The sequence below is a fragment of the Roseibium porphyridii genome, from assembly GCF_026191725.2.
Taxonomy (GTDB): Bacteria; Pseudomonadota; Alphaproteobacteria; order Rhizobiales; family Stappiaceae; genus Roseibium; species Roseibium porphyridii.
This window is the reverse complement of sequence record NZ_CP120863.1, coordinates 5323787-5347179: the sequence shown is the minus strand read 5'-3', so window position 1 is coordinate 5347179 and position 23393 is coordinate 5323787. Positions and strand designations below refer to the sequence as shown.

16 protein-coding genes are annotated in these 23393 nt (G+C 56.1%); 5 read left to right on the top strand and 11 right to left on the bottom strand.

Annotation, left to right across the window (positions count from 1 at the left end):
* Positions 1-2 precede the first annotated feature (2 nt).
* Positions 3-3182, top strand: coding sequence for an efflux RND transporter permease subunit (locus tag K1718_RS24635; protein WP_265680491.1), 3180 nt, complete (start codon positions 3-5; stop codon positions 3180-3182).
* 66 nt (positions 3183-3248) lie between these two features.
* On the opposite strand, the gene K1718_RS24630 is transcribed toward K1718_RS24635, so the two are convergent.
* The 3 genes from K1718_RS24630 to K1718_RS24620 all read right to left on the bottom strand — a co-directional run bounded on the left by K1718_RS24630 (position 3249) and on the right by K1718_RS24620 (position 7735).
* A complete protein-coding gene (locus K1718_RS24630; protein ID WP_152503591.1) occupies positions 3249-4202 on the bottom strand; it encodes a class I SAM-dependent methyltransferase in 954 nt (317 codons plus the stop codon).
* Between the two features lie 144 nt (positions 4203-4346).
* Entirely contained in the window at positions 4347-6782 is a 2436-nt protein-coding gene (locus K1718_RS24625) for a methyl-accepting chemotaxis protein (protein WP_265680492.1), read from the bottom strand.
* Between the two features lie 194 nt (positions 6783-6976).
* The gene (locus K1718_RS24620; RefSeq protein WP_152503589.1) at positions 6977-7735 is read right to left on the bottom strand and encodes an SDR family oxidoreductase; all 759 of its coding nucleotides are present in this window, start codon (positions 7733-7735) and stop codon (positions 6977-6979) included.
* Between the two features lie 126 nt (positions 7736-7861).
* Here K1718_RS24620 and K1718_RS24615 point away from each other — a divergent pair, with 126 nt between their 5' ends.
* Both K1718_RS24615 and bfr read left to right on the top strand, forming a co-directional pair.
* Positions 7862-8104, top strand: coding sequence for a (2Fe-2S)-binding protein (locus K1718_RS24615; RefSeq protein ID WP_152503588.1), 243 nt, complete (start codon positions 7862-7864; stop codon positions 8102-8104).
* Between the two features lie 14 nt (positions 8105-8118).
* Positions 8119-8604, top strand: coding sequence for a bacterioferritin (gene bfr / locus K1718_RS24610; protein WP_152503587.1), 486 nt, complete (start codon positions 8119-8121; stop codon positions 8602-8604).
* A gap of 17 nt (positions 8605-8621) precedes the next feature.
* Here the strand turns inward: bfr and K1718_RS24605 are convergent, their stop codons facing one another.
* The 4 genes from K1718_RS24605 to K1718_RS24590 all read right to left on the bottom strand — a co-directional run bounded on the left by K1718_RS24605 (position 8622) and on the right by K1718_RS24590 (position 12835).
* Positions 8622-9329, bottom strand: a complete 708-nt coding sequence (locus K1718_RS24605) for an ATP-binding cassette domain-containing protein (RefSeq protein WP_265680493.1) — start codon at positions 9327-9329, stop codon at positions 8622-8624.
* Positions 9330-11054 carry an ABC transporter permease gene (locus K1718_RS24600; RefSeq protein WP_335343012.1) on the bottom strand — a complete coding sequence of 575 codons (1725 nt, stop codon included), beginning with the start codon at positions 11052-11054 and terminating at the stop codon, positions 9330-9332. It lies immediately after the preceding gene.
* The gene (locus tag K1718_RS24595; protein ID WP_265680494.1) at positions 11044-12267 is read right to left on the bottom strand and encodes an ABC transporter substrate-binding protein; all 1224 of its coding nucleotides are present in this window, start codon (positions 12265-12267) and stop codon (positions 11044-11046) included. The genes K1718_RS24600 and K1718_RS24595 overlap by 11 nt, the downstream gene beginning before the upstream one ends.
* A 112-nt stretch (positions 12268-12379) precedes the next feature.
* Positions 12380-12835 (bottom strand): Lrp/AsnC ligand binding domain-containing protein, encoded by a 456-nt coding sequence (locus K1718_RS24590; RefSeq protein WP_265680495.1) that lies wholly within the window; start codon positions 12833-12835, stop codon positions 12380-12382.
* Positions 12836-12978: 143 nt separating this feature from the next.
* Here K1718_RS24590 and putA point away from each other — a divergent pair, with 143 nt between their 5' ends.
* Entirely contained in the window at positions 12979-16119 is a 3141-nt protein-coding gene (putA, locus tag K1718_RS24585) for a bifunctional proline dehydrogenase/L-glutamate gamma-semialdehyde dehydrogenase PutA (RefSeq protein WP_265680496.1), read from the top strand.
* Positions 16120-16186: 67 nt separating this feature from the next.
* Here putA and hrpB read toward each other — a convergent pair whose 3' ends face one another.
* The 4 genes from hrpB to K1718_RS24565 form a co-directional block, all read right to left on the bottom strand.
* Complete coding sequence (hrpB, locus tag K1718_RS24580; RefSeq protein WP_265680497.1) at positions 16187-18658, bottom strand: ATP-dependent helicase HrpB; 2472 nt, start codon at positions 18656-18658, stop codon at positions 16187-16189.
* A 9-nt stretch (positions 18659-18667) separates the two neighbouring features.
* Positions 18668-19708 (bottom strand): ROK family protein, encoded by a 1041-nt coding sequence (locus tag K1718_RS24575; RefSeq protein WP_152503581.1) that lies wholly within the window; start codon positions 19706-19708, stop codon positions 18668-18670.
* Positions 19705-20130 carry a methylglyoxal synthase gene (locus tag K1718_RS24570; protein WP_152503580.1) on the bottom strand — a complete coding sequence of 142 codons (426 nt, stop codon included), beginning with the start codon at positions 20128-20130 and terminating at the stop codon, positions 19705-19707. The genes K1718_RS24575 and K1718_RS24570 overlap by 4 nt, the downstream gene beginning before the upstream one ends.
* A 190-nt stretch (positions 20131-20320) precedes the next feature.
* Positions 20321-21175 carry a DUF1194 domain-containing protein gene (locus K1718_RS24565; protein ID WP_209006725.1) on the bottom strand — a complete coding sequence of 285 codons (855 nt, stop codon included), beginning with the start codon at positions 21173-21175 and terminating at the stop codon, positions 20321-20323.
* 1149 nt (positions 21176-22324) lie between these two features.
* Here K1718_RS24565 and K1718_RS24560 point away from each other — a divergent pair.
* Positions 22325-23308, top strand: a complete 984-nt coding sequence (locus tag K1718_RS24560; protein WP_285806042.1) for a sugar-binding transcriptional regulator — start codon at positions 22325-22327, stop codon at positions 23306-23308.
* The last annotated feature ends 85 nt before the right edge of the window (positions 23309-23393 follow it).

Sequence of the window (23393 nt, the reverse complement as noted above, 5' to 3'; positions counted from 1 at the left end):
CGATGGAAACGCTGTTCTTTCGCCAGCCGCGACTGGTCGCCCTCACCATTTTGGTCATTGTCGCTGCGGGGCTGTCTGCACTCGTCGGGATCGGACGCCAGGAAGATCCGACGATCACCAACATCTTTGCAACTGTTACGACGGTTTATCCCGGCGCAGACCCTGCTCGCGTCGAAGCATTGGTGACGGAAAAGATTGAAGAGGAACTAAGGGAAGTGGAGGAGATCGATGTGATCGAATCCACCTCAGGCTCGTCGATTTCAATCATCCAGATCGAATTGCTTGACACCTTGTCGGAGGAGGTCATCGAACAGACGTGGTCTGAAATTCGTGACAAGATTTCTGATGCGACACGGGAATTTCCGCAAAGTGTGCAGGAACCTGAATTTGACACGGAAGGTGCAGGTGCATTCGCGTCGATTAGCGCTCTTGTCCCCAAACATGACAATGTCAGCCAGGCGGTCATGCTGCGCTATGCAGAGGCGCTCTCTGACATTTTGCGGAATGCGCCGGGCACTAAACAGGTTGAGATTTTCGGCGGCATTGATGAGGAAATACTTGTTCGGATCGACCCGGCCTTGCTGACGTCCCTTTCGTTGACAGTCGATCAGGTCTCTTCGGCGATCAGGGCCGCGGATGCCAAGGTGCAGGCCGGCCGTCTGCGCAATTCCGAAAGCGAATTCCTGATTGAGGTTGAAGGCGAAATCGCAACCCTCGACCGTATTCGCCAGATCCCGGTTTCCACTGGCACTTCGGGAATTGTCACACGAGTTGGTGATGTTGCGACCGTAACCAAAGGGATCCGGCAGCCTGCAGAAGAGCTCGCCTATTCCGATGGACGCTCTGCGCTGTTGATTGCTGCCAAGATTGCCGATGGACTGCAAGTCGACACCTGGATGGAGCGTGTCCGGGACAGGCTCGCGCAGTTTGAACGCGACATGCCATATTCCATCGAACACCAATTGGTCTTCGATCAAAGCACCTATACGATCAATCGCTTGTCGAATGTAGGCCTCAATATCGCAATCGGCATGTCGCTTGTGGTGGTCGTTCTGCTGGTAACGATGGGATTGCGCTCTGCTTTGATCGTCGCCATGGTTTTGCCGGTCGTGACGCTCGCATCGTTTTCGACCATGAGCATGATCGGCTTACCGCTGCACCAGATGTCCTTGACGGGGATGATCGTTGCACTGGGGCTGCTGGTGGATGCCGGCATCGTGATGACGGACGAAATCGGTCAGGCTCTGGACAAGGGCCTGTCGCGGCGCGATGCCGTTGGCAAGGCCGTGCGCCGTCTGTTTGCACCGCTCCTTGCTTCCACGGTAACCACGGCTCTTTCCTTCATGCCCATGGTGCTCCTACCGGGACCTCCGGGCGACTTCGTTGGATCTATCGCAATCGCGGTGATCGTGATGCTGCTCTGGTCCTTTGTAGTTGCTGTCACGTTGACGGCGGCAATTGCCGGTTGGGTGCTGCCGGCCGGAGGAGTGAGCAAAAAGAAGCGTTCTCTCTGGCCAACGTCGCTCGTGTCTGTTCCCTTTCGATACTCGCTAAAGCTGGCCATGCGAAACCCGGCGAGTTCCGTTGCCTATGCGCTCATACTCCCGGTCGTCGGTTTTCTGAGTATGCCCACCTTGACCGCCCAGTTCTTCCCGGGCGTCGACAGGGATCAGTTCCACATCGAGGTGGAACTTGCCGACGGGACCGCAATTGCGCAAACCTCGGCCACGGCGCTTGAAATCGACCGTTTTCTGTCCGCGACCGATGGCATTGAAAAAGTTTCCTGGGTGGTCGGGAAAAGTGCGCCGGCCTTTTACTACAACATCGTCGGCAGCCGGGACCGGGCGCCGGCATTTGCCCAGGCTCTGGTAACGTCAAGTTCACCTGAAGCCACCACGGATCTGGTACCAGCGCTTCAGGCGGATCTTTCCAGCAGGTTTCCGGAAGCCCGCATTCTTGTGCGCGACCTGGTGCAGGGGCCGCCGGTCGATGCGCCTGTCGAATTGCGCTTGGTGGGACCGTCGTTGGAGGTGCTCCGAGAGCAGGGTAATGCCATTCGACAGCTGGCTGCCAATGTCGACGAGATCACGGTTGTCAGGACAACAATGGATGGCGGGGCACCCAAGCTGAAGTTTGAGGTCAATGAAGACAAGGCCCGCCTTGTCGGTCTCGGGCTGTCGGATGTAGCCCGTCAGCTGGAGGCGACCCTCGAGGGATCTACCGGTGGCAGTCTTATCGAAAGCACGGAAGAGCTACCGGTCCGGGTCCGAATTGGCGATGAGGCGCGGGGCAGTCTTGCTGAGATCATCAGCCTGCCTTTGCTCCCCTCGGGCGGTGTGTCGGGAAATGTTGACTACGATGGCGTACCGCTTTCTGCGATTGCAGATATCCGGGTTGAACCCTCCGAGGGACAGATCAATCGTCGCAACGGCGAACGTACAAACACGGTCCAGGCTTTCGTTCAATATGGCGTGCTTCCGGAAGAAGCGCTGAAGACACTCCAGGCCAGGATGGCAGCGGCAGGCTATTCCCTGCCTGACGGTTACCGGATCGAAACCGGTGGCGATTCCGATGCGCGCGATGAAACGCTGACCAACCTCATCGGATCGTTGGGGCTGATCGTTCCCTTGTCCATTGCCGCGATTGTCTTGACCTTCAATTCATTTCGTCTGTCCGTTGTCACTTTCATGGTTGCCATTTTGTCGGCGGGCCTCAGCATTCTCTCACTTGCCGTCTTTCAGTATCCCTTCGGTATCAATGCAATCATCGGTGTGATCGGCTCAATCGGTGTGTCGATCAACGCCGCAATCATCATTCTGACCGGGATGCAACAGAACCAGAACGCGGTGAACGGCGAGAGCGAGGCTATGGTTGACGTCGTGATGGGGTCCAGTCGGCACATCGTTTCGACGACGCTGACAACCTTTGGGGGCTTTCTCCCGCTGATCCTGGACGGAGGTGGCTTCTGGCCACCGTTTGCAATGTCCATTGCCGGTGGCGTTCTGCTGTCGACGGTGATCTCGTTCTACTTCGCACCGCCCATGTTCGCTCTGATCTATGCCGGGCGGAAAGCGCCTTCAAAGAACGCAATCGAAAGACAAGACGCAGGCGACGAGAGCCTGGACGTTCGGGCGTCAAATTGGAGCAACGACAATCGGCAGGTCTCGATCGCGGCAGAATGATGCGCAATGCGGAGGTACGGTCTCCCTTGACGCTGCATCTGGGACCCAGGCTTTTCGGGAGTAAGTCTAACGACTGCTCCAACGCGAAAAGAGCGACGTCGACAGCGCCCGATTGCCGGCCTCTTCGCGGATGACAAGTTCGCCGGACTCCAGCAAGCCGCCCTGGGCATTCAGCGTTTCTGCCATCAACTCGTGAATGGAGACAAAACTGGAGCGAATGGCGTAGGCCGTCAAAATCATGAAGAGTGCATCGTCGCTCAGCAGTTTCTGCAAGTCGTTCAGCATCCCAGGCAAAGAAGTATAAAGATCCCAGACTTCGCCTTTGGGGCCTCGGCCATATTTGGGCGGGTCCAGGATGATGCCGTCATAGGTGTTGCCACGGCGAACTTCACGGGCAACAAACTTGGACGCATCCTCGCAAATCCAACGGATCGGCAGGTCTTCAAGTTCGGAGAGGGACTGGTTTTCCCTGGCATATCCGATTGCCTTCTTGGATGCGTCCACATGAGTTACCTGCGCGCCTTCCGTTGCCGGCAAGAGTGATGCCAGACCGGTATACCCGAAAAGGTTCAGGATTTTCAGCGGCTTGTCCGGCGAACGGTTCCTTTCAGCGCGAACCTTGCTGTTGACCCATTCCCAATGTGCGGCTTGTTCGGGGAAGACGCCAACATGCCGAAATGACATGAAACGGCCATTGTATCGAACCGGACCAAAAGCCATCTCCCAAGTCTCCGGAACGTTGCCCGAAAACTTCCAACGGCCGGGTCCTTCTTCTTCCGTGTCACCTGAAAAGACGGCATCGGCACGGTTCCAGAAAGTATCTTTCAGACGTCGCGCACCCATGGCTTGCGGTTCCGGCCGCACGATCGTGAACCGACCATATCGCTCCAGCTTTTGGCCAGCACCCATGTCGAGAAGTTTGTAGTCTTTCCAGCCGTTCGTTTCCAAAACAACTGGCCAGGACTGGCTCGGAGGCTTGCCGGTCGGGGCAAAGGAGGAGGCGTTGGTCTGGTCCGCCACTTTTCTCTCTCTGACGTCTGGTGAAGGGAGGCTTTCCGCCTTAGTCGCGTATCGCGTCAAGGTCAACGCTGACGAGCGCCTGAAAATCAAAAAAGGGTCGGAAGCGGCTGCGCTTCCGACCCTTTTCAAGGAATGCAAATGAAATCAGGCTGCGGCCACTTCCGATAGGAACTGTTCGACTTCCTGTTTCAGTTCGCTTGTCTTCTCGGTGAGTTCACCGGAGGCGGAGAGAACCATGTCGGCCGAAGAGGATGTCTGATCGACGGCCTGTGACAACTCCGACATGGACGAGGATACCGCGCCTGTGCCTTCTGCTGCACGCTGGACGTTCTGTGAGATTTCAGCGGTTGCCGAACCCTGTTGCTCCACGGCCGAGGCAATCGCCGTGGTGTAGGAGTTGACTTCTGTCATCGTCTCGGCGATTTCGCCGATCGCAACAACAGACTCCTTGGTCGCGTTCTGGATCTCGGTGATCTGTGAGCTGATCTCTTCAGTTGCCTTGGAGGTCTGGGTCGCAAGCTCCTTGACTTCAGCGGCGACGACCGCAAAACCCTTGCCGGCTTCGCCAGCGCGGGCCGCTTCAATGGTTGCGTTGAGCGCAAGCAGATTGGTCTGTTCCGCGATTGCCTGAATAAGTGTTACGACTTCGCCGATCTTGTTGGCGGCTTCTGCCAGGCCCTCAACCTTTTCGTTGGTGACCCGAGTTCCCGTAGTTGCCCGGTCGACAATCTCGGTGGTTTGAGCAACCTGGCGGGATATTTCCCCGATCGATGCTGCAAGTTCTTCTGCTGCACTCGCAACGGTCTGCACATTGTTGGTCGTCTCATTAGAGGCCGACTGCGTCTCGGAGGCATAACCCGCGCTGTCACGGGCGATTTCCGTCAGTGCCTGTGCAGTTGAGTCCAGACTGCCGGCAGTTGCCTCGACAGAACCAAGAGCGTCTTCAGCCGTGGAGCGGAAGCTCTGGATCAGGTTGTCGATACGCTGCTGACGTTCCTGGCGAGAGGCTTCTTCGTTGGCGTTGTGCGCCTGAAGCTCCGCGCGTTCAACGGCGTTATCCCGGAAGACCTGGACCGTGCGGCTCATGTCACCGATTTCATCACCGCGGTCGAGGCCCGGAATGTGCACTTCATTGTCGCCATCGGCCAGACGAGCCATCACGTTGGTGATGGTGCGGATCGGGCGCGTGATCGCAAGGTTGAGCACAAAGGCAAGTCCGATGCCGCCAAGGATGGCAAGCAGGATCGTGATGGCAATCTGGACTTCCGCCGAGCTCGATGCGGTCTTTGCCTGTTCGGACTGAACCTCGGAAATCGCAGCAATATCCGCACTGACCGTGCGGGTCAGGTTGTCGAGTTGCTTTCTTTGACCTGCAAGGCTTTCCTTGGTGGTGCGCATCTCCTTGAACGACTTGTCCAGAGTTGCGATCGATGTCGGAATAGCATTGATTGCGTCTGCCGCTGCAGGCAACACCTTGGCATACTTGACCAGGTCTGCTTCCAGCTTGGCAAGAGCCGCGATGCCTTCTTCAACTTTTGCCGGATCGGTGGCGCCAAATGCGCCGAAGAGCAAGAGGGTCTCTGCACGCGCTCCAAGCGAAAGCTGGTTCAGGTTGGTGGCCTTGTCGGCAATCGTCCGGATTGTTGCCAGCCGCGTCGCGGCGGTCAGGGCATCCGTTTTGGCTTTTGAGACAACCGGATTGACCTGACCCAGGATTTCATTCGTCAGAACATCCATGCCTTCAATATTCGTTCCGACTGCCAGGCGTGCCTCATAACCTTCCGAGAAACCAAGATCGGTTGTCAGTTTTTCGAGCGAGACAAGCAGGTTCTTGGCCTGCGCTGCCAGTTTGCTGACGGTTTTGCTGTCGATGCCCTCGATCTGCTTGTACTTCATCTGTTTGGTGTCGCTGACGAGCCCGCGCGCAATACCAATGGAAGCCGTCAAGTCATCGCCTTCAATGTTGCCGCTGCCCTTCAGGTAAAACATGTGGATTTTCACGACATCGTCTTTGAGCGTGAAAACGCCTCTTTCGAGCTGATTGGCATCGTCAAGCCGACCATCGGCCGAGAAAGCTTCGGCGCTGACCTGTTTTTCTTCTGTCAAGACAGCGTCGGTGATGAGAGCGGCAAGTGCTCCCAGGTCGTCGGTGCTTTTTTGAAGGGTCGCAAGACGTTCGGCCTGCTGGTTGGTCTCATCGACAACTTGTCTGAATGTGGCTTCAAACTCCCGGACTGCGTCTTGCGCGCCGGCAAGCTGACTTGCTGCCTGCGGGTCGTTGGCGACCTCGGTCGACAGGACGTCGAGAGACGACTTGAGATCAACAATCTTATTGCTGACGGACTGGCCCAATTCCGGAGTCGGATTGTTGAGATAGTCTTCGCGTTCAAGCGATGTTGCCTGTACCTGGCTCGCGACCTGCGCGGCAAGATCTGCAACGACAAAACGAGAGGAGAGCTTATGCAATGCCAGGAAACCGACACCGCCTACCACCGCCGTTAGCAGCAGCACAGCCAGAAAACCTCCGCCGACCTTGAACCCGAATTTCAGGTCGACCAGAATTTTCAAAATTCGATTCATTTGATCCCCACACAGCTGGATAATCAGCATAATTGTTTAGGCACTATTACGTGGGGCAATGAATATTAGGTAAATCCTCTTCGAAGATGTAGGTCTTTCCTAGATTAAAAGACTAAATCAGGATTCTAAACGAATCTGCACAGGATTGTTTCTTATATTGATCAAATAAATCAATTTAAGAGTGTGCTCCCAATTTACACATGTTGTCCGCCGTTTATGTGTATTTCGGAGCCGCTGACATAAGACGAGCTTTCCGAGCAAAGGTAAAAAATCGTATCCGCAACTTCCTCGGTCCGGCCAAGCCTGCGAAGAGGAATATCCTGAATGAGCTTCTCTGTGCCGGGTGACAGGATCGAGGTATCGATTTCCCCCGGTGCAATGGCATTGACGCGAATACCGTAAGGTCCGAAGTCCGCAGCCATCTCCCGGGTCAGCGATGCAAGTGCAGCCTTGGATGTCGCATAAGCGGTTCCGGCGAATGGATGAACCCGCATGCCTGCAATGGAGGTCACATTTACAACGGACCCTTTTGTGCTCTTCAATTCCTCAAACAAACCACGGGCAAGCAGAATTGGCGCGAAGAAGTTGACCTGAAAAACGGTGCGCCATTCATGCATGGCAGTGGAGAGGGAATTGAGGCGTTCACCTTCGGAGCCCTTCGGGCTGATGCCGGCGTTGTTGACAAGCGCATTCAGTCTGGAGCCGTTGGCCTCAAGCCTTTTTCGGATTTCCTGTGTTGCAAACCCAAGGTTTTCAGGGTCGGACAGGTCAACCTGAATATGGTCCTCCGGTCCCATGGGCCAGGGGCATTTGTCGGAGAACGCCTGCCGGGAGCAGGTGATGACACGCCAGCCTTCCGACGAAAATCGTTTGACGGTTGCGTGGCCAATGCCGCGACTGGCTCCGGTCAGGACAAGTGTCGGGCGGGTGTCGTTTGCTTCGTTGACGCTCATACGGTGTCCTTAGCCGGGGTGCAGAAGGCTCAGAAAAAGTTGACTTTTATAGTTGAGTTTAGTTATTGCGCTGGAAATCGTCCATGCCAATATGTCCCAATATGAGGACATGCACCGGATCCTGCAATGATCATTTGCTCATGTAACATTCTGTCCGAAAAGCAGCTTCGCGAAGCGGCGGAGGAAATGCGTGCGGATCCGAATGGGAAAGTGCCGACGCCAGGTGCGGTGTTTCGTCACCTGGGTTGCCGGCCAAAGTGCGGCAGCTGCTTTCCTTCGGTCATTGACATCATTCACCAGAAAGGCTCTGAAGAGGGTTCTGAGTCTGAGACAGAGCCTGCACCCGCAAAGAGGGTGGCAAGCCGCTAGCCAGGAGAGGGCTAATGAAGGGCGATCCACGCGTCATTGAATATCTGAACAAGTCGCTTCGTCACGAGTTGACTGTCGTCAATCAGTTCTGGGTGCATTCCCGGCTGCTGGCTGACTGGGGCTTCCAAAAACTGGCAGACAAGGAACTGGAAGAAGCCGACGAAGAACGTCAGCATTCCCAAGATCTGATTGACCGGATCATCTTCCTGGAAGGCCTGCCCAACCTTCAGACACTGGATCCACTGCGCATTGGTCAGTCCTTGAAGGAATGTCTGGAGTGTGACCTTGCCGCTGAATATGTTGCGCGCGCCCTTTACAAGGAAGCGCGGGAAGTGTGCCGGGAGATCGGCGATTACGTTACCATGAGCCTTTTCGAGCGCCTTCTCGGCGACGAAGAAGGCCACATTGATTTTCTGGAAACGCAATTGGAATTGATCGAGCAAATCGGCATCGACAATTACTCGCTTCTTCAGGCCAAGTCGGCGGACCAGGCGGAATAGTCGACATTTATCGGTTTCTATCGTTGCGGCTGCCCATTCAAAGGGCAGCCGTTTTCTGTCTCGTTAGCACCGAGATAATGCACCACCCCTCCGGCTGCACGCGCGTCTTCCTCGTCATGGGTAACAAGCAGAACAGGCAACCCGTTTTTCCGGGCAAGATCAAAAACGAGGGTCCGTACTTCGGCCCGGCGTGTCTGGTCCAGGCTGGAAAAAGGTTCGTCCAGCAACAATGCTTCCGGTTCTGCTAGCAGTGTGCGCATCAGGGCAACGCGTGTCTGTTGACCGCCCGACAAAGTGGCTGGATCCCGCGTTCCAAAGCCAGATAGACCGACATCCACAAGCGCTTGTTCTGCAATTTCACGCCGACTTTGCCGTCCTTTGACATTGGGCGGAATAGCAAAGGTCAGATTCTGAAGAACCGACATATGTGGGAACAACAGGGGTGATTGGAACATGAGGCCGATATGCCGGTCTTGCGCGGCTACATTCGACAAGTTACGTCCGCGCAGGACGACCTCTCCTTCGGCCTCAAAGTCCGGTTTCAGGAAGCCTGCAATGAAATCGAGCAGGCTCGACTTTCCGCTGCCGCTCTCTCCCATGATGGTAAGAATAGACCCCGGCGGAATGTCGCAATCAATCGACAGCAAAACAGATCCGTTCAGTCGAAGGGAAACGTTCTGAAGGATAAGACCGGGTGCCGAGTCAGGTGCGATCATCGTGGACATTCATTTCTCGAGCCGCATGGCCGCACGGTTGCGGTGAACAAGGGACGGCACAAGGGCCGCCAGTAAAAACCCGATGAGCGGAACAATTAGCTGGAGCAGGGCATAAAGCGCGGCAAACTGGCGGCTGCCGCCGCTCGCGAGTGCAACGCTTTCCGTTGTGATCGTGACGATCCGGCCGGCACCGATCATGAGTGTCGGCAGGTATTGGCCGACCGAAACTGCGGCAGCAACCGCAAGCGTTACCAGAACCGGGCGCAGAAGCAGGGGCAGTTGAATTTTCCAGAACACCTTCGCGCGGGATACGCCGATAGACCTTGCTGCACGCGCGTAACGCGGGTCCAGCTGGCCCCAGGGGTCGCTCAGGGCGAGGAAGGCATAGGGAAAGACAAAAATCAGATGGGACACTAGAACTGCAAGGAATGTTCCGCTCATGCCAAATACGAGAAAGAGCATCTGCAGGCCGAAGAGAAAAGCAATCTGTGGCACGAGGAGTGGCAGAAAGATGTAGCTTTTCAATCGGTTGGTGACCGCGAGGTTGCGGTGACTTCGTGCTTCCAGCAGCCAAAGCGTGAGCGCCGTTGCCAAGAGAGCTGAAACGAGGGCGAGAAGAAGCGTCGCGACAAGACTGCCGCTACCCATCTGGATGGCTTCAATCATTTTCGACAGGCTCCAGGCCTGAGGCAACACGGCTGGAAACCACCAGGATCTTGCCGCAGACCAGATCGCAAGCAGGCAAAGTGACAAAACCATTACGATGATGATCAGCAACATCGGCAATAGGGTGCCGAGGCGACTGAAATTTTCCTGTCGAAACCGAGAACCGCTTTGATACTGACGGTGAGCCAAAGCGCGCGCCAGTTTTTCCAGGCATAGGTAAATGACAAGTGCGCTCACAGTTACGGCAAGTTGCAGCAAGGCACCAGCGGATGCCATCAGCCGTTTGGCAAGATCAGGATCGTTCATCCAGGAAACGAGACGGGGTGCCAGGGGCGGCGGGGTTGTCGGTCCTAGGATCGTTGCCACATCGACCACTGAAGTGGAATAGGCGACGACTGCGAGCATCGGCAGGCGGATCATCGGATAGATCTGCGGCAGAACGATCTTGAAGAACGTCGCCATACGGCCATAGCCCAGCCCCGCACCTGCTTTGAAAAAGTCCTGGGTTCTCGGCCTGTTCAGCGCTGCGAGCGTCATCAGAAACAGAAACGGTACTTCTTTGGCGACAAGCCCGACCGTCATCGCAACACCGTAGGGGTCGTTCAGGATCAGGAGATCGGGTGGACGCGACCAACCTGTTGCCCAGGGCGACACCAGCCGCACCAGAAACCCCGATGGGGCAATCAGAAAGGCTAGCCCGATTGCTGCCGCTGCATGCGGGACAGACAGAAGTGGCGACAAGAACCGCGTCAGTCGCTGAAACGTTTTTGTACCTGACCATCCTGCGGTGAAGCCAAGGACGATCGCGAGCGAGATCAGTGAAGCTGTCAACCCTGTCGTCAGGCTGAGCAATGCAGATGTTGCAAGTCCGGGTGTTTCAATCAGCTGCTGAAACGGTGCGAGAGAGAATTGCTCATAGCCCAGTACCGGCAGAAACCCGAATGCCGGAAGTGCTGTGCCCGCGAGGCCTGCAAGGACCGGGCCTGCCAGCAACATCGTTACGAGAATGGTAGGGGCATCCAAACGGAACCCGGTTGCCTGCGACAAGCGATCAACCTCACTCGGCACCGTACCTCTGGACCCAGGCTTCTTCCAGGGCCTTGACCCAGCTTGGGTGTGGTTCGGGTAAAACCGGTCCCAGATCTTCCGGTGACAAGGTGGCCGGACCCAGATCCATGGCGTCGAACAGGGCCTTTTCATTTGCAGGCAGGCCTGCAACGTCGAGCACCGTCGGATCTCCCCAGATCTCCGGCTCTTGCTTGCGTGTTTGTGCCATTGGGGACAGCAGGAAATTCGCAAAGACCTGCGCGCCTTCCTGGGCAGAGCTGTTGAAGGGGATGGCTACAAAGTGCGTGTTGCCGATCGTGCCACCTTCAAAAACGAAAGTCCGAACAGTCGGCGGCAGTTCGCCATTGGCGATCGCCCCGGACGCATCGCCGGGATTAAAGGAAAAAGCTATGTCCAGTTCACCGTCCGCGAGCAGCTGTCGCATATGCGAGGCATTCTTGGGAAAGGCCTGTCCTTCCCGCCATAAGGCAGGATGCAATTTATCAAGATATGCAAAGAGCGGTGCAACCGCTTCTTCAAATTTTGTTTCGTCTACAGGCTTGGAAAGCAGTTCGGCATTGGCAACCGTACCGGCAAGAACCTGCTTCAGAAATGTCGTTCCGTAGAAGTTGGGGGGCTGCGGATAGGCAAACCGCCCCGGGTTGGCCGTTGCATATGCCAGAAGCTCATCAAGAGATGCAGGAGGGGTCTCAAGGCGTGCACTGTCATGCATGAAAACGAGTTTCGCCATGCCCCAAGGGCTTTCCTGACCGTCGGTTGGGACGGTGAAATCAACCAGCACTGTCGGCTTGTTCTCAACATCGACATATGCCCAGTTTGGCAGGGTTTCCACCCAACCAGGCGCAGCCAGCAGCGCGTTTTCTTTCATGGAGGCGAAATTCTCACCATTGATCCAGATGAGGTCAACGGCACCACCAGACGCTTTGCCGACCGATTTCTCCGCCAAAACCTGGGACACAACTGTCGCCGTGTCGCTGACCTTCACATGTATGACACGCACATCGTAATCTCGCGCGACTTCACGAGCCGCCCATTGAATGTAGGCGTTGATCCTAGGCTCGCCGCCCCAGGCATGGAAATAGACCGTCTGGCCTTTTGCTTTGTTCAGCACGGCTTGCCAGGCAGGGTCTTCCTGCGTGGCCTGAGCAAGTGCGGTCAGTGGCACAAGAACGAGCGCGAAAAGGCCAAGACCGGCAGCGAGAAGACGAGTCATCTGAAGTCCTTTTGATCTGAACAGCGTTCCCCTCGCAAAGACGGTACGACACGGTCAAGACAAGGCTTTGTGAACCGGCGCTGCGAGGACCAAGGCATGCTCTGCATCAAGTCTAGACTGGCAGCACATGCGTGTCCTTTATTTCCTCCATGACAGCATATGTATGTGTCTCTCGAACGCCCGGAAAGGCCAGCACCACATCTGACAGAAAGCTGCGATAGGCTTCCATGTCCTTGACCCGGCTTTTCATGAGATAGTCAAATCCTCCGGCAACCATGTGACACTCAAGAATATCGGGTGAACGTTCGACCGCGATCTTGAAAGCGTCGAAGATATCCGGTGTCGTTCTTTCCAGTCGAATTTCGACAAAGACAAGTAGCCCGCGGTCAACCTTCTTGGGGTCGAGGTTTGCTGAAAAACCTTCGATGAAACCCTCGCGAATGAGCCGCTTGGTTCGCTCAGCCGTGGCCGTTGGCGAAAGCCGAACACGATCCGAAAGCTCGGTATTGGTGATGCGGCCATCTTCCTGCAGCACCCTCAATATCCGCCTGTCAGTAGCATCAAGCATAGTGAAAAACCTCTTAGAAATTTAATTTTGGCGGAGTTAGCACGGAAATACCAGTAAAAAACAGAGAAAAAATCCTAAGAAACTCGTCTATTTTAGAGAAATGTATTGATCCATGTCCGGAAGCGGACGTTTGGGAGGTTTTCATGACTGCCACTGCTGCTGCCGCGATGATGGGTGATGGTGACATTCTGGTTCCGTTTCGTGCGGACTACGCGCCCGAGGACAAGGCGCTTGTCGAGGCACTTCTGAAAGAAGCCGCGTCAGATCCAGTTGTCGAGAAGTTGATCGATCAGCGCGCGCGCGGCCTTATAGAAGATATGCGTTCCGTGCAGGTCGGGCTTGGCGGTGTCGAGGATTTCATGCGTGAGTTTGGCCTGACCACGCGCGAAGGTCTCGCGATGATGGTTCTGGCCGAGGCACTGTTGCGCGTACCGGACGCGGAAACAGCAGACAAACTGATTGAGGACAAGCTGGCGGCTGCCCGTTTTGACGAACCCTCAGATCAGAAATCGGACACCTGGCTGGTCTCTGCATCCTCCTGGGCCCTTGGGATCACCTCTCGTTTGCTGCATCCCGGTGACACGCCGCAGAGTATTCTGTCGAGCCTTGTCAAACGCATGGGAATGCCGACTGTCCGCGTGGCTACCCGTAAGGCGATGCAGCTTCTCGGGCATCAGTTCGTGCTGGGCGAAACCATACAAAAGGCTCTGGAACGCGCGAAAGCGCAAGAAACCAAAGGTTACAGGTATTCCTACGACATGCTGGGTGAAGGCGCGCGTACGGCAAGAGATGCGGAGCGCTATTTCCAGTCCTACGCGAACGCCATTGAGGCCATTGGCAAGTCTGCCGGCGACGAGGACCTGCCGGACCGTCCCGGCATATCGGTGAAGCTTTCAGCGCTTCATCCTCGCTATGAGGCTGTTAATGGTGACAGGGTGCGCGATGAATTGCTTCCGCGACTGCGTGAACTGGTGCAAATGGCCAAGGACCGCAATCTCAATTTCACGATCGATGCCGAGGAAGCCGATCGGCTTGAAATCTCACTGGATGTCATCGCCGCCTTGCTCGCCGATCCGGTTACTGCGAATTGGGATGGTTTTGGACTGGCCGTGCAGGCCTACCAAAAACGAAGCGTGGAGACGATCGACTGGCTGGTGAATGCGGCCAGAACGACAAAGCGCAAGATGATGGTGCGTCTTGTGAAGGGCGCTTATTGGGACACGGAAATCAAGCACGCACAGGAAAACGGAGCTAACGGCTATCCGGTCTTCACGCGCAAGGCCGCTACCGATGTTTCCTATTTGTGTTGCGCCAAGCGGATGCTGGCGGCCCGCGATGTGCTTTATCCTCAGTTTGCTACCCACAATGCCCTTACGGTTGCACAGATCATCGAATTGTCTGGCGGCAAGGCTGAAGGCTACGAGTTCCAGCGTCTGCATGGCATGGGTGAAAGTCTCTATAAGTCTGTGTGTGAGAGAGACGGTTTCCCATGCCGCATATATGCGCCGGTCGGTGGTCACAAGGATCTTCTGGCCTATCTGGTTCGTCGCCTTTTGGAAAACGGTGCGAACTCGTCCTTTGTCACCATTGTCGGTGATGCGTCAGTGCCGACAGAAGCCTTGCTGAAAAGGCCGAAGGACATTCTCGACAATGGTCATCACGCCACAAACAGGTCTATTCCCTTGCCGTCGGATCTCTACGGCTCAAGCCGGCAGAACTCCGACGGTGTCGAATTCGGTCATGCGGTTGAACGCAACCTTTTGGTTGAAGGCATGCGCAAAACCTCTGCTCCATTCACGCAGGCAGCACCCTTGGGAACAGGGCTCTCCAGCGGCGGTGAAGCGCATCCAGTTTTTTCTCCTATGGACGGAACAACCCGCGTTGGCACAGTGAGATTTGCAACCCGGGAAACTGCACAAGAGGCAGTTGCCGCTGCGAGGAAGGGCTTTGAAGCCTGGTCGCGAAGGCCGGTGCATGAACGGGCGGAAGCATTGGCCAGACTTGGCGATTTGCTTGAAGAAAACCGGGACCGGTTGATGATGATCCTGTCCATGGAAGCCGGGAAATGCCTGACCGATGGTATTGCGGAGATCCGGGAGGCCGTCGATTTTTGCCGCTATTACGCGCACGAGGCGCGGACGCTTTTCGGCGAAGGCAGGTTGATGCCGGGACCGACAGGCGAGGAGAACCGATATCGCTATCGCGGCCGAGGTGTTTTTGTCTGTATTTCGCCATGGAACTTCCCATTGGCGATCTTTCTGGGCCAGATCAGTGCAGCGCTTCTGGGAGGCAATGCTGTGGTTGCCAAACCGGCGGAGCAAACTCCGCTGATTGCCTTTGAAACCGCGAAGCTGATGTATGAAGCAGGCGTCCCGGAAGATGCCTTCTATCTGTTGCCGGGTGAGGGTGATGTCGGCGCCGCGCTCACCTCTCATCCTGCCGTTGCCGGTGTGGCCTTCACTGGATCGACCGAAACAGCCTGGGCAATAAACGGAACGCTCGCGGCCAAACGCGGGCCGATCGTACCTCTGATTGCCGAGACGGGCGGCATAAATGCGATGATCGTCGACGCGACCGCTTTGCCCGAACAGGTCTGCGACGATGTCATGATGTCCGCTTTCCGCTCGGCAGGCCAACGCTGTTCTGCCCTGCGCCTTTTATACGTGCAGGAAGATGTCGCCGACACACTGCTCAAGATGCTGGAAGGTGCTGCGAAAGAACTCAAACTTGGGGATCCAAGACTGCCGTCAACGGATATCGGCCCGGTGATTGACGAGGAAGCGCGCGACAACATTATGGCGCACATCCATGAAATGTCTGAAAGTCAGACGTTGCGATTTGCAGGCGATTTGCCGAGCGGCTCCCTGTCAAACGGCTCTTGGGTTTCACCGCATATTATCGAACTTGATCAGGCAGAAGCGCTGACCCGCGAAGTGTTCGGCCCGGTGCTGCATGTGGTGCGCTACAAGGCAAAGGACATCGACAAGGTTCTCGATCAGATCGCCGACACTGGCTATGGCCTGACGCTTGGAGTGCATAGCCGCATCGACGCGACTGTAAAAAAGGTGGTCGACCGTTTGTCTGTCGGCAATGTCTATGTCAATCGCAACACAATCGGTGCCGTCGTCGGCACTCAGCCTTTTGGCGGATCGGGCCTTTCCGGCACTGGCCCCAAGGCGGGTGGTCCGGTTTACCTAACCCGGTTCGCACTGGAACAGGTGGTGTCGATCAACACGGCAGCAGCCGGCGGCAACGCAAGCCTGGTGGCAGCCTCAGATGATTGAACAAGCTTTTTGATGCACAGCGTTCCCGAAACCGCGACCGCGATTGTGGACTACCAAAACGGGAATACTATTTTCCGCGTGGCTTCACCCGTCTCGTTGCTTCCGCAGACGTTGGATCATCAGGCCAGGGGTGCTTAGGATAGCGTCCCTTCATGTCGGCCTTCACGTCTTTCCAGGACCCGGCCCAGAAACCGGGAAGGTCCTTCGTGATCTGGATTGGCCGTTGCGCGGGCGACAACAATTCGAGGATCAGCGGCAGTTTACCGTCGCAAACGCTTGGGTGACGGGTCGTGCCGAAAAGTTCCTGAACACGGATCGAAAGCGTTGGACCAGCCTCCGCACCATAGTCAATCGGAACCTTCCTGCCGGTCGGGGCTGTGAAGTGCGAGGGCGCAAGTGCGTTAAGACGCGACTGGGCATCGAAAGGAAGCAACACGCTGAGGGCATTGCCGAGCACGGCCACATCGATCGCGCTGGTTCTGGTGATACCGGCCAGAAAGGGTTGCAGCCAGGTCTCCAGTGTTTCACCTAGAAACGTGTCTGAAAGGTCAGGCAGATCCGACGCGCCGTTTGCGCGTGCATAGGCAACTCGTTTTCGAAGACGCTGTTGGTCCTTGCTCCAGTTAAGACGAGCGGCACCACGGCGCCGGACTTCATCAACAAGCGCTTTTTCGACCGAGGTCGCGTCCGGTGATTGAACGACAAATGATTGAAGCTCAACAGCTTTGTAGCGTTTTACGCGCCTTGCTTTGATTGTACCTTCCGCCGTCAATTGAACTTCGTCTTCCTCAATTATGTCTTCATTGAAAAGGTCCTCGATATCCTCTCTGGAGATCGGCGCACAGAGTTGGATGCGCCCGTTGGCGGCCTTTCCTTGAATATCCGCAACAGTGAGAAAGGGTTCAGCTGCAAGGGCGTGACCGATATCAAGTTCGGCACCACGTCTGTTGGCGAGGCGGAAGCGCCCGGTCTTGCCACGGGCTTGGGCCACGCGGTCTGGATAAGCGAGCGCCAGGAGAAGTCCGGCGCTTTCAGGGTCGATGTCCGATCCCGATCCACCTGCCTGGTGCAGCCAGCGTGCGGCAAGTGTTCGCCCGTCTCTGGCGCGTTGTCCCTTGTCGTTGCGTAGCGATCGCAAACGGGAGCGAAGATCGGGGTCCCTGCCGCCAAGCCCCGGTTCTGAGAGCAGCAGCGCAATCAGTGCGGCTGTCATTCCGAGATCGCGCGCAATTCCTTCCAGCAGCATATGTGCAAGACGGGGGTGAAGTGGCAGGTTTGCAAGTGCCTTTCCCGCAGGCGCTAAGCGCCCGGCATTGTCGAGAGCATTCAGATCGGAGAGCAGGCTTTTGGCTTCATTCCAGGCGGCTGCCGGCGGTGCATCCATGAAGCTGAGGCTTGTTGGATCGAGCGTTCCCCAGGCTGCGAGATCCAGAACCAATCCGGTCAGATCCGCTTCCAAAATTTCCGGTGCTTCCGCCTCTGGCAAGGCCACCGTTTGCGCCTCGTCCCAAAGCCGGTAGCAGATGCCGGCTTCAGTGCGCCCGGCTCGACCTCGGCGCTGATCAGCCGTCGCCCGTGATACACGCACCGTTTCAAGGCGCGTCAAACCGGTTTGCGGTTCATATCTGGGAACCCTTGCAAGGCCACTGTCAATGACCACGCGTACGCCTTCAATGGTGAGCGAAGTCTGGGCGATGGCACTTGCCAGTACAATCTTGCGAGCGTTGGGCGCCGCGGGTTTGATTGCCGCATCCTGTGCTTTGGCATCAAGTCCGCCATAAAGTGGCGCAATCTGACAATTGGCGGGAAGTTTGCCGTCCAGTAAGTCGGCGGTTCGTTTGATTTCACCCTGACCGGGAAGGAACACGAGGACGGACCCGTTTTCCTCCTCTACGGCTTGCCGGATAGCGCGTACGATTTGGGGTTCTATGCGTTCTGAGGTCGACCGGCCGAGGTACCGTGTTTCAACTGGAAAGCTGCGTCCTTTGCTTGCAATGACCGGAGCTGCGCCCAGAAGATCTGCGACGCCCACGGCATCGAGAGTGGCAGACATTGGCAGAAGGCGCAGATCGTCTCTGAGTGCGGACTGAACATCAAGGGCAAGTGCAAGTCCCAGGTCTCCGTCGAGCGAACGTTCATGAAATTCATCAAATAGAACTGCGGCCACGCCGGTCAGTTCGGGATCCTCCAGTATCAACCGGGTGAATACACCTTCGGTGATGACTTCAATCCGCGTTTTTGCGCTGATTTTGGAGTCCATTCGAACCCGGTAACCAACCGTTTCTCCCGGTTTTTCGCCTAACTCCTCGGCCATGCGCCGTGCCGCCGCGCGAGCAGCCAATCGCCGAGGTTCAAGAACCAGGATTTTGCAGTCGCCGCGCCACGAGGCGTCAAGAAGCGCAAGAGGAACGCGCGTCGTCTTACCGGCGCCTGGGTCAGCAACAAGAACAGCGTTCGCATTGTCTTCAAGCGCGCGCAACAAGTCCTGCAATACACTGTCTATCGGCAATGCGGTCTTGAAGCCAGGCGCGGAAGTCATGGCGTCAGGTCAATTGTCGTTGGCGGAAACCGGTCCGGTCCACTGCCGGCCCTGCATGTCCACCGCAAAAGCGTCTGGCGTCCTGGCAAAGGACGCAAGCCCCTCCAGAGCAGGATTTGGATGGCGAACGATGAAGGTCGGTATCTTGGCCATCAGCGCCTCGTGTGGCGCTTTGGCTTCAAAGGCAGCCCGGAAGTTGCCGTCAGTCAGGAATCGGGTAATCCGGGGCGTCACCCCTCCGGTGAGATAAACCCCGCCGCGAGACAGAACGGTCAGGGCGCAATCACCGGCAACCCGGCCAAGCGCGCGGGCAAATACTTCAAGCGTTTTGACGGCAACCGCGTCATTCTCTTCAGCCGCTTCTGTAATGCTTGCCGGCGTTTCCAATTGTCGCTCGGCCTGCATCCATTCCGCCACGGCGCGCGCGAGGCGGGGCAATCCGGTGCCACTGAGCAATTGTTCCGCACCTACGCGGCCGCCAACCCGTTCAATGTGTGGCCAGATTTCGAAGTCTTCCTTTGTAACCGGGCCGAGCTCCACGTGACCGCCTTCGCCAGGAACCGGGATCCATGTGGCGGCAGCGTGGATCATGGCGGCTGCGCCCAGGCCAGTGCCGGGTCCGAGCACGAATTTTGTGCTGGCCGGACGGACCGCGCCGGACCCTACCTGTTCGACATCTTCACCTGAATAGCCCGGCAGAGCGAGAGCCTGAGCTTCGAAATCATTGAGGACAACAACCTCTTCAAGGCCCAGTTCCGATATCATCTTGAGCGGCTCAATCACCCAGGCTGCGTTGGTCAGGGGAATTTTGTCGCCCGTAACGGGACCGGCCACTGCAATGATCGCTGTCCGTGGTTTGATGTCTGTTTCCGGGAAAACAGTGCCGCGAATTGCAGAACAAATATCAATATGGTCGGCGGTTGCCGTCTTGCCACACATGCGTGTTGGGGCGTCCGGTCCGTCGACAAGCGCAAAACGGGCATTCGTACCACCAATATCGGCAACCAGAACCGGATAGGCAAAAGCCTTGGAACTTTCAGAAAAACTCATGATGCGGTGGAGCCAACTTCAGGTGTCTCAGATGTTGTCTGCAGCCCGGTGAGGCGCGCGGAGCGCAGCAGTATGTCTGCGGTTGACGGGTTCAGAGCCATAGGCATGTCGTAAACAGTGGCAAGGCGCATTAGGGCCTTGACGTCAACATCGTGAGGCATGGGAGAGAGCGGGTCGACAAAAAAGATCAAACCCTGCAATTTGCCTTCCGCGATCATCGCGCCGAGTTGCTGATCACCACCCAACGGTCCGCTTTTCAGCCTTGACAGCTTGAGAGACGGGCAGGCTTCCAAAACGCGGCCGCCTGTCGTGCCTGTTCCGACCAGATCAAACGCAGCAAGCTTGTCCTCATGCCGCTTGGCAAACTCGACCATGGCGTCCTTTTTGGCATCGTGCGCAACAAGTGCGAGCGTAGCTGGCATGAGGTGTCCTTCTGTTCAGTCACGTACGGCGGGATGTGTTTAGCCCCATTGATCCGATTGCGCAAAGGCAGATCCGCAGTTTATGCAAGATCTGCGCGAATGTAATCGATTACTTCAGGCATTGTACAAGGAAAAAAGCCGCGCTCCGGTTGGGAGCGCGGCCTTTGAAACTGGAGAAGACGTGGCTGGGTCAGTCGAAGAGGTCACACCGGATACGTTCGCGCCCCGAAGCTTTCTGGACATGGGGCGCGGGCTTCGGCAAATGGAGGCCCGCAATTTCCATGACCAGTTTCATGCGAATTGCGTCGGCAAAACCTTCCTGTGACCTGACGGGGATGGCAAATGAGCCCGGACCACCGATCACGCAGTCCTCGTAATAATGGTCGAGATGCAGCATGGCTTGCCAGGTGTTCTTGTTGGATTTCATCATCAGCGGAAGACCGTTGATCGTTACGCCGGCTGCGATCATGCGGTCGCGCATTTTCGTCACCGATCCGCCCTGATTGTTCGGGCCGTCTCCTGAAATGTCGATAACCTGGCGCAGGCCGGTATATTCGTTGCTTTGCACCAGTTGAACGGATTTCTCCAGGGCTGACGCAATAGATGTGCGTTGAACCTGCCTGAGGGGTGCCTCAGCAATCTTGGAAGCAAAATGAGAGGCAGAGGAGGCGTCCTGGATCACGGTCCAGTCGGCGACGATGAAGTGCTCGTCTACGCCGCCCCATTCCATGTAGGTGACTGCAACTCGGCCGATGGGACCGACTTGAATGGCGTCCAGAAATTCACTTGAAGTGAGCGCGGCAACATATCCGGCTCGCTGAACTTCCTGTTCGTCCGTATCCATGGATTGGGAGATGTCGACGGCCAGCACAAGTTCAACGTCCACTTCCTTGGCTGGATCATAACTGTAGGCTGTCGAGGAGGTTAGGGCCGGTCGAAAATCACGGGCGGCCGAAGGTGCGGCGAATATAATGGCCGCACAGAAGAGGGACAGTATTGCAGAGACTGTCTGTGCACAGAGCTTCGTCATTATGTCGAGACGCATTGTTTTCTCCTTAAGTCAGCCTTTCGGCTGGTTGCCACGTCTCCCCTGTTATTTTGTCGTTGTATTCCTCATCTAAACATCCCTCGTAATTATTCACGAGGAATGGGCGAATGCCTTGGCTCAGCTTGATATTTTACTTAGCAAGCTACATGCCAACCGTAACGTAATTCGGGTTGGCTGGCAAAATGAATGTGCACGGAGTGCGGCTTCTATCCACAAGTGGTGAGCCCGAAGTCGAATTGCTAGGCAAAATTTTCTGACCAGCCAGCTCGTGAAAGATTACCTATACGTAAGCCTATGAAATCGCGGTTGGATCCGCTGTGTTTAACGGCTTCAATTTTTATTGAGTGACGACGTTTGGAAAAGAAAAACCAGAATTGTTGTAAGTGCTCGGACAGAACCCATCTTGAACGCGCGCTTGAAGCAAGAAAAAATGGTTAATCGAGTGTTAACTCTAAAAGGAAAGCGTTCAGGTTCGAGTTGAATAAAGGATTGGTTCCGGGCCTGTATTTCACCCCCTTTTTTGCTAGTCAAAAAACAACTTGAGTTTCCATTTGAAAGCTTTTGGGGTGATCCGGCTTTGTCGGTTCATTTGCGAGGGGATTTGCAGATGGAACGGAAGTGTTGGCCTCCGATGTCGCTTTGTTTGGTTGGCTGTCTGTTGCGCCGAACTGCTCAAGCGAGAAAATCGCTTGAGGTCATTGAAAGTCTCGGATTGGCTGAAATATCCCTGAATGAGAGGGGCATGGAGTGTTTCGGTAAGTCGTTTGCAAAATGAAAGAGGCTGCTCCGTCTATTTGCAAATCGATGGCGCAATCGGCTGCAACGCGGCAGAATTTGCCCAAGGACTGGGCAACTATTTCCGGCTTTTGTTGCAGAATGACGTTGCCTGGGCAGAATTTTCCACCCTGCAGGAGACGGGGTTGTAGCGATCTGCTGCTTTAAAATGCGCCCATTGGCCAGAATTTCGGCAGTTTTTTAGTTGACGACAGCGGTAAGGCTGGTCATGATCTGAATAAATTCTCACTGTGTGAAGAATTTTTCGGAAGCTCGGGAAGCCGGGCCCGCAAAGACAAGGCTCCAAAGAGAGCTTGGCGCAGCCACCGCCGGTCCAAAGGACAGGCGGCAGAGGGGAAGGTTTCGACGCGGATGCAAGCGCGCGACGACGACTGGACATCTTACATGGCCATACGTGCGGCCTGGTTGTCATTCGTGGGCGGCCGGACGCAAGGCGAAATCGCTTCCCAGCTCGGTGTGTCTCCCGCCAAGGTTCACCGCCTCATTGCACATGCCCAGCGCGAAGGCTACGTGAAGTTCCAGGTGGATGGCCGGCCAATGGAATGCCTGAAGCTGGAAAAAGAACTGTCCCATCATTTCGACCTTACAAATTGTATCGTTGCGCCGGACCTTGGTGGGGGTGATGACGAAAGCGCGCTGAGAGCAGTTGCAGTTTCCGCAGCGCAGTTTCTGAGCGGCCTCTTGAGTGGCACGAGCGTCAAACGACTTGGCGTCGGAATGGGACGTACGCTGACAGCTGCCGTGGAGGCGCTGCCGAAGGTCTCGCGCACGGACCTGGAAATCATGTCGATCTGCGGATCGCTGACCCGGACGCTTGCGGCAAACCCCTATGACATTGTGCAGAAGATGCAGGAACGCACCGGCGGTATCGGCTACTACCTGCCAGTGCCTTATTTTGCCGAAAATCAGGACGAGAGGGCGATGTTCCTCACCCAGCGAAGTGTTCAGGATCTGATGGAACGTGCGCGTCAGTCAGATGCATTTCTGATTGGAATTGGCTCGGTCGAAAACGAAGGCCACCTGGTTCAACGCGGCATGATTACAAAGACGGAACAGGAAGGTCTGCTGTCAGGAGGCGCTGTGTGCGACCTGATGGGCCGTTTCCTGACGATAGATGGAGAATTGGCGCCGGACCCGCTGGGCGATTGTGCCGTGGGTTTGCATTTTGAGGAAGTGCGCGGGCGCAGACTGATTGCGCTGGTGGGCGGAGAGAGCAAGGTGGATGCCACGCTTGCTGCTTTGCGCACTGGTGTCATTACCGACCTTGTAACAGACGAGACCCTTGCGAGGGCTTTGAGTGCACGGGTCGGATCGCAACTGGCACAGTCCGCATGAATGCGGCTGGGTCACGAGGGGAAATGGGCAAGCTGAACGCTAAGCCCTGCATGTCGGAGGACATAAACGTGAAAAAGCTTCTTAC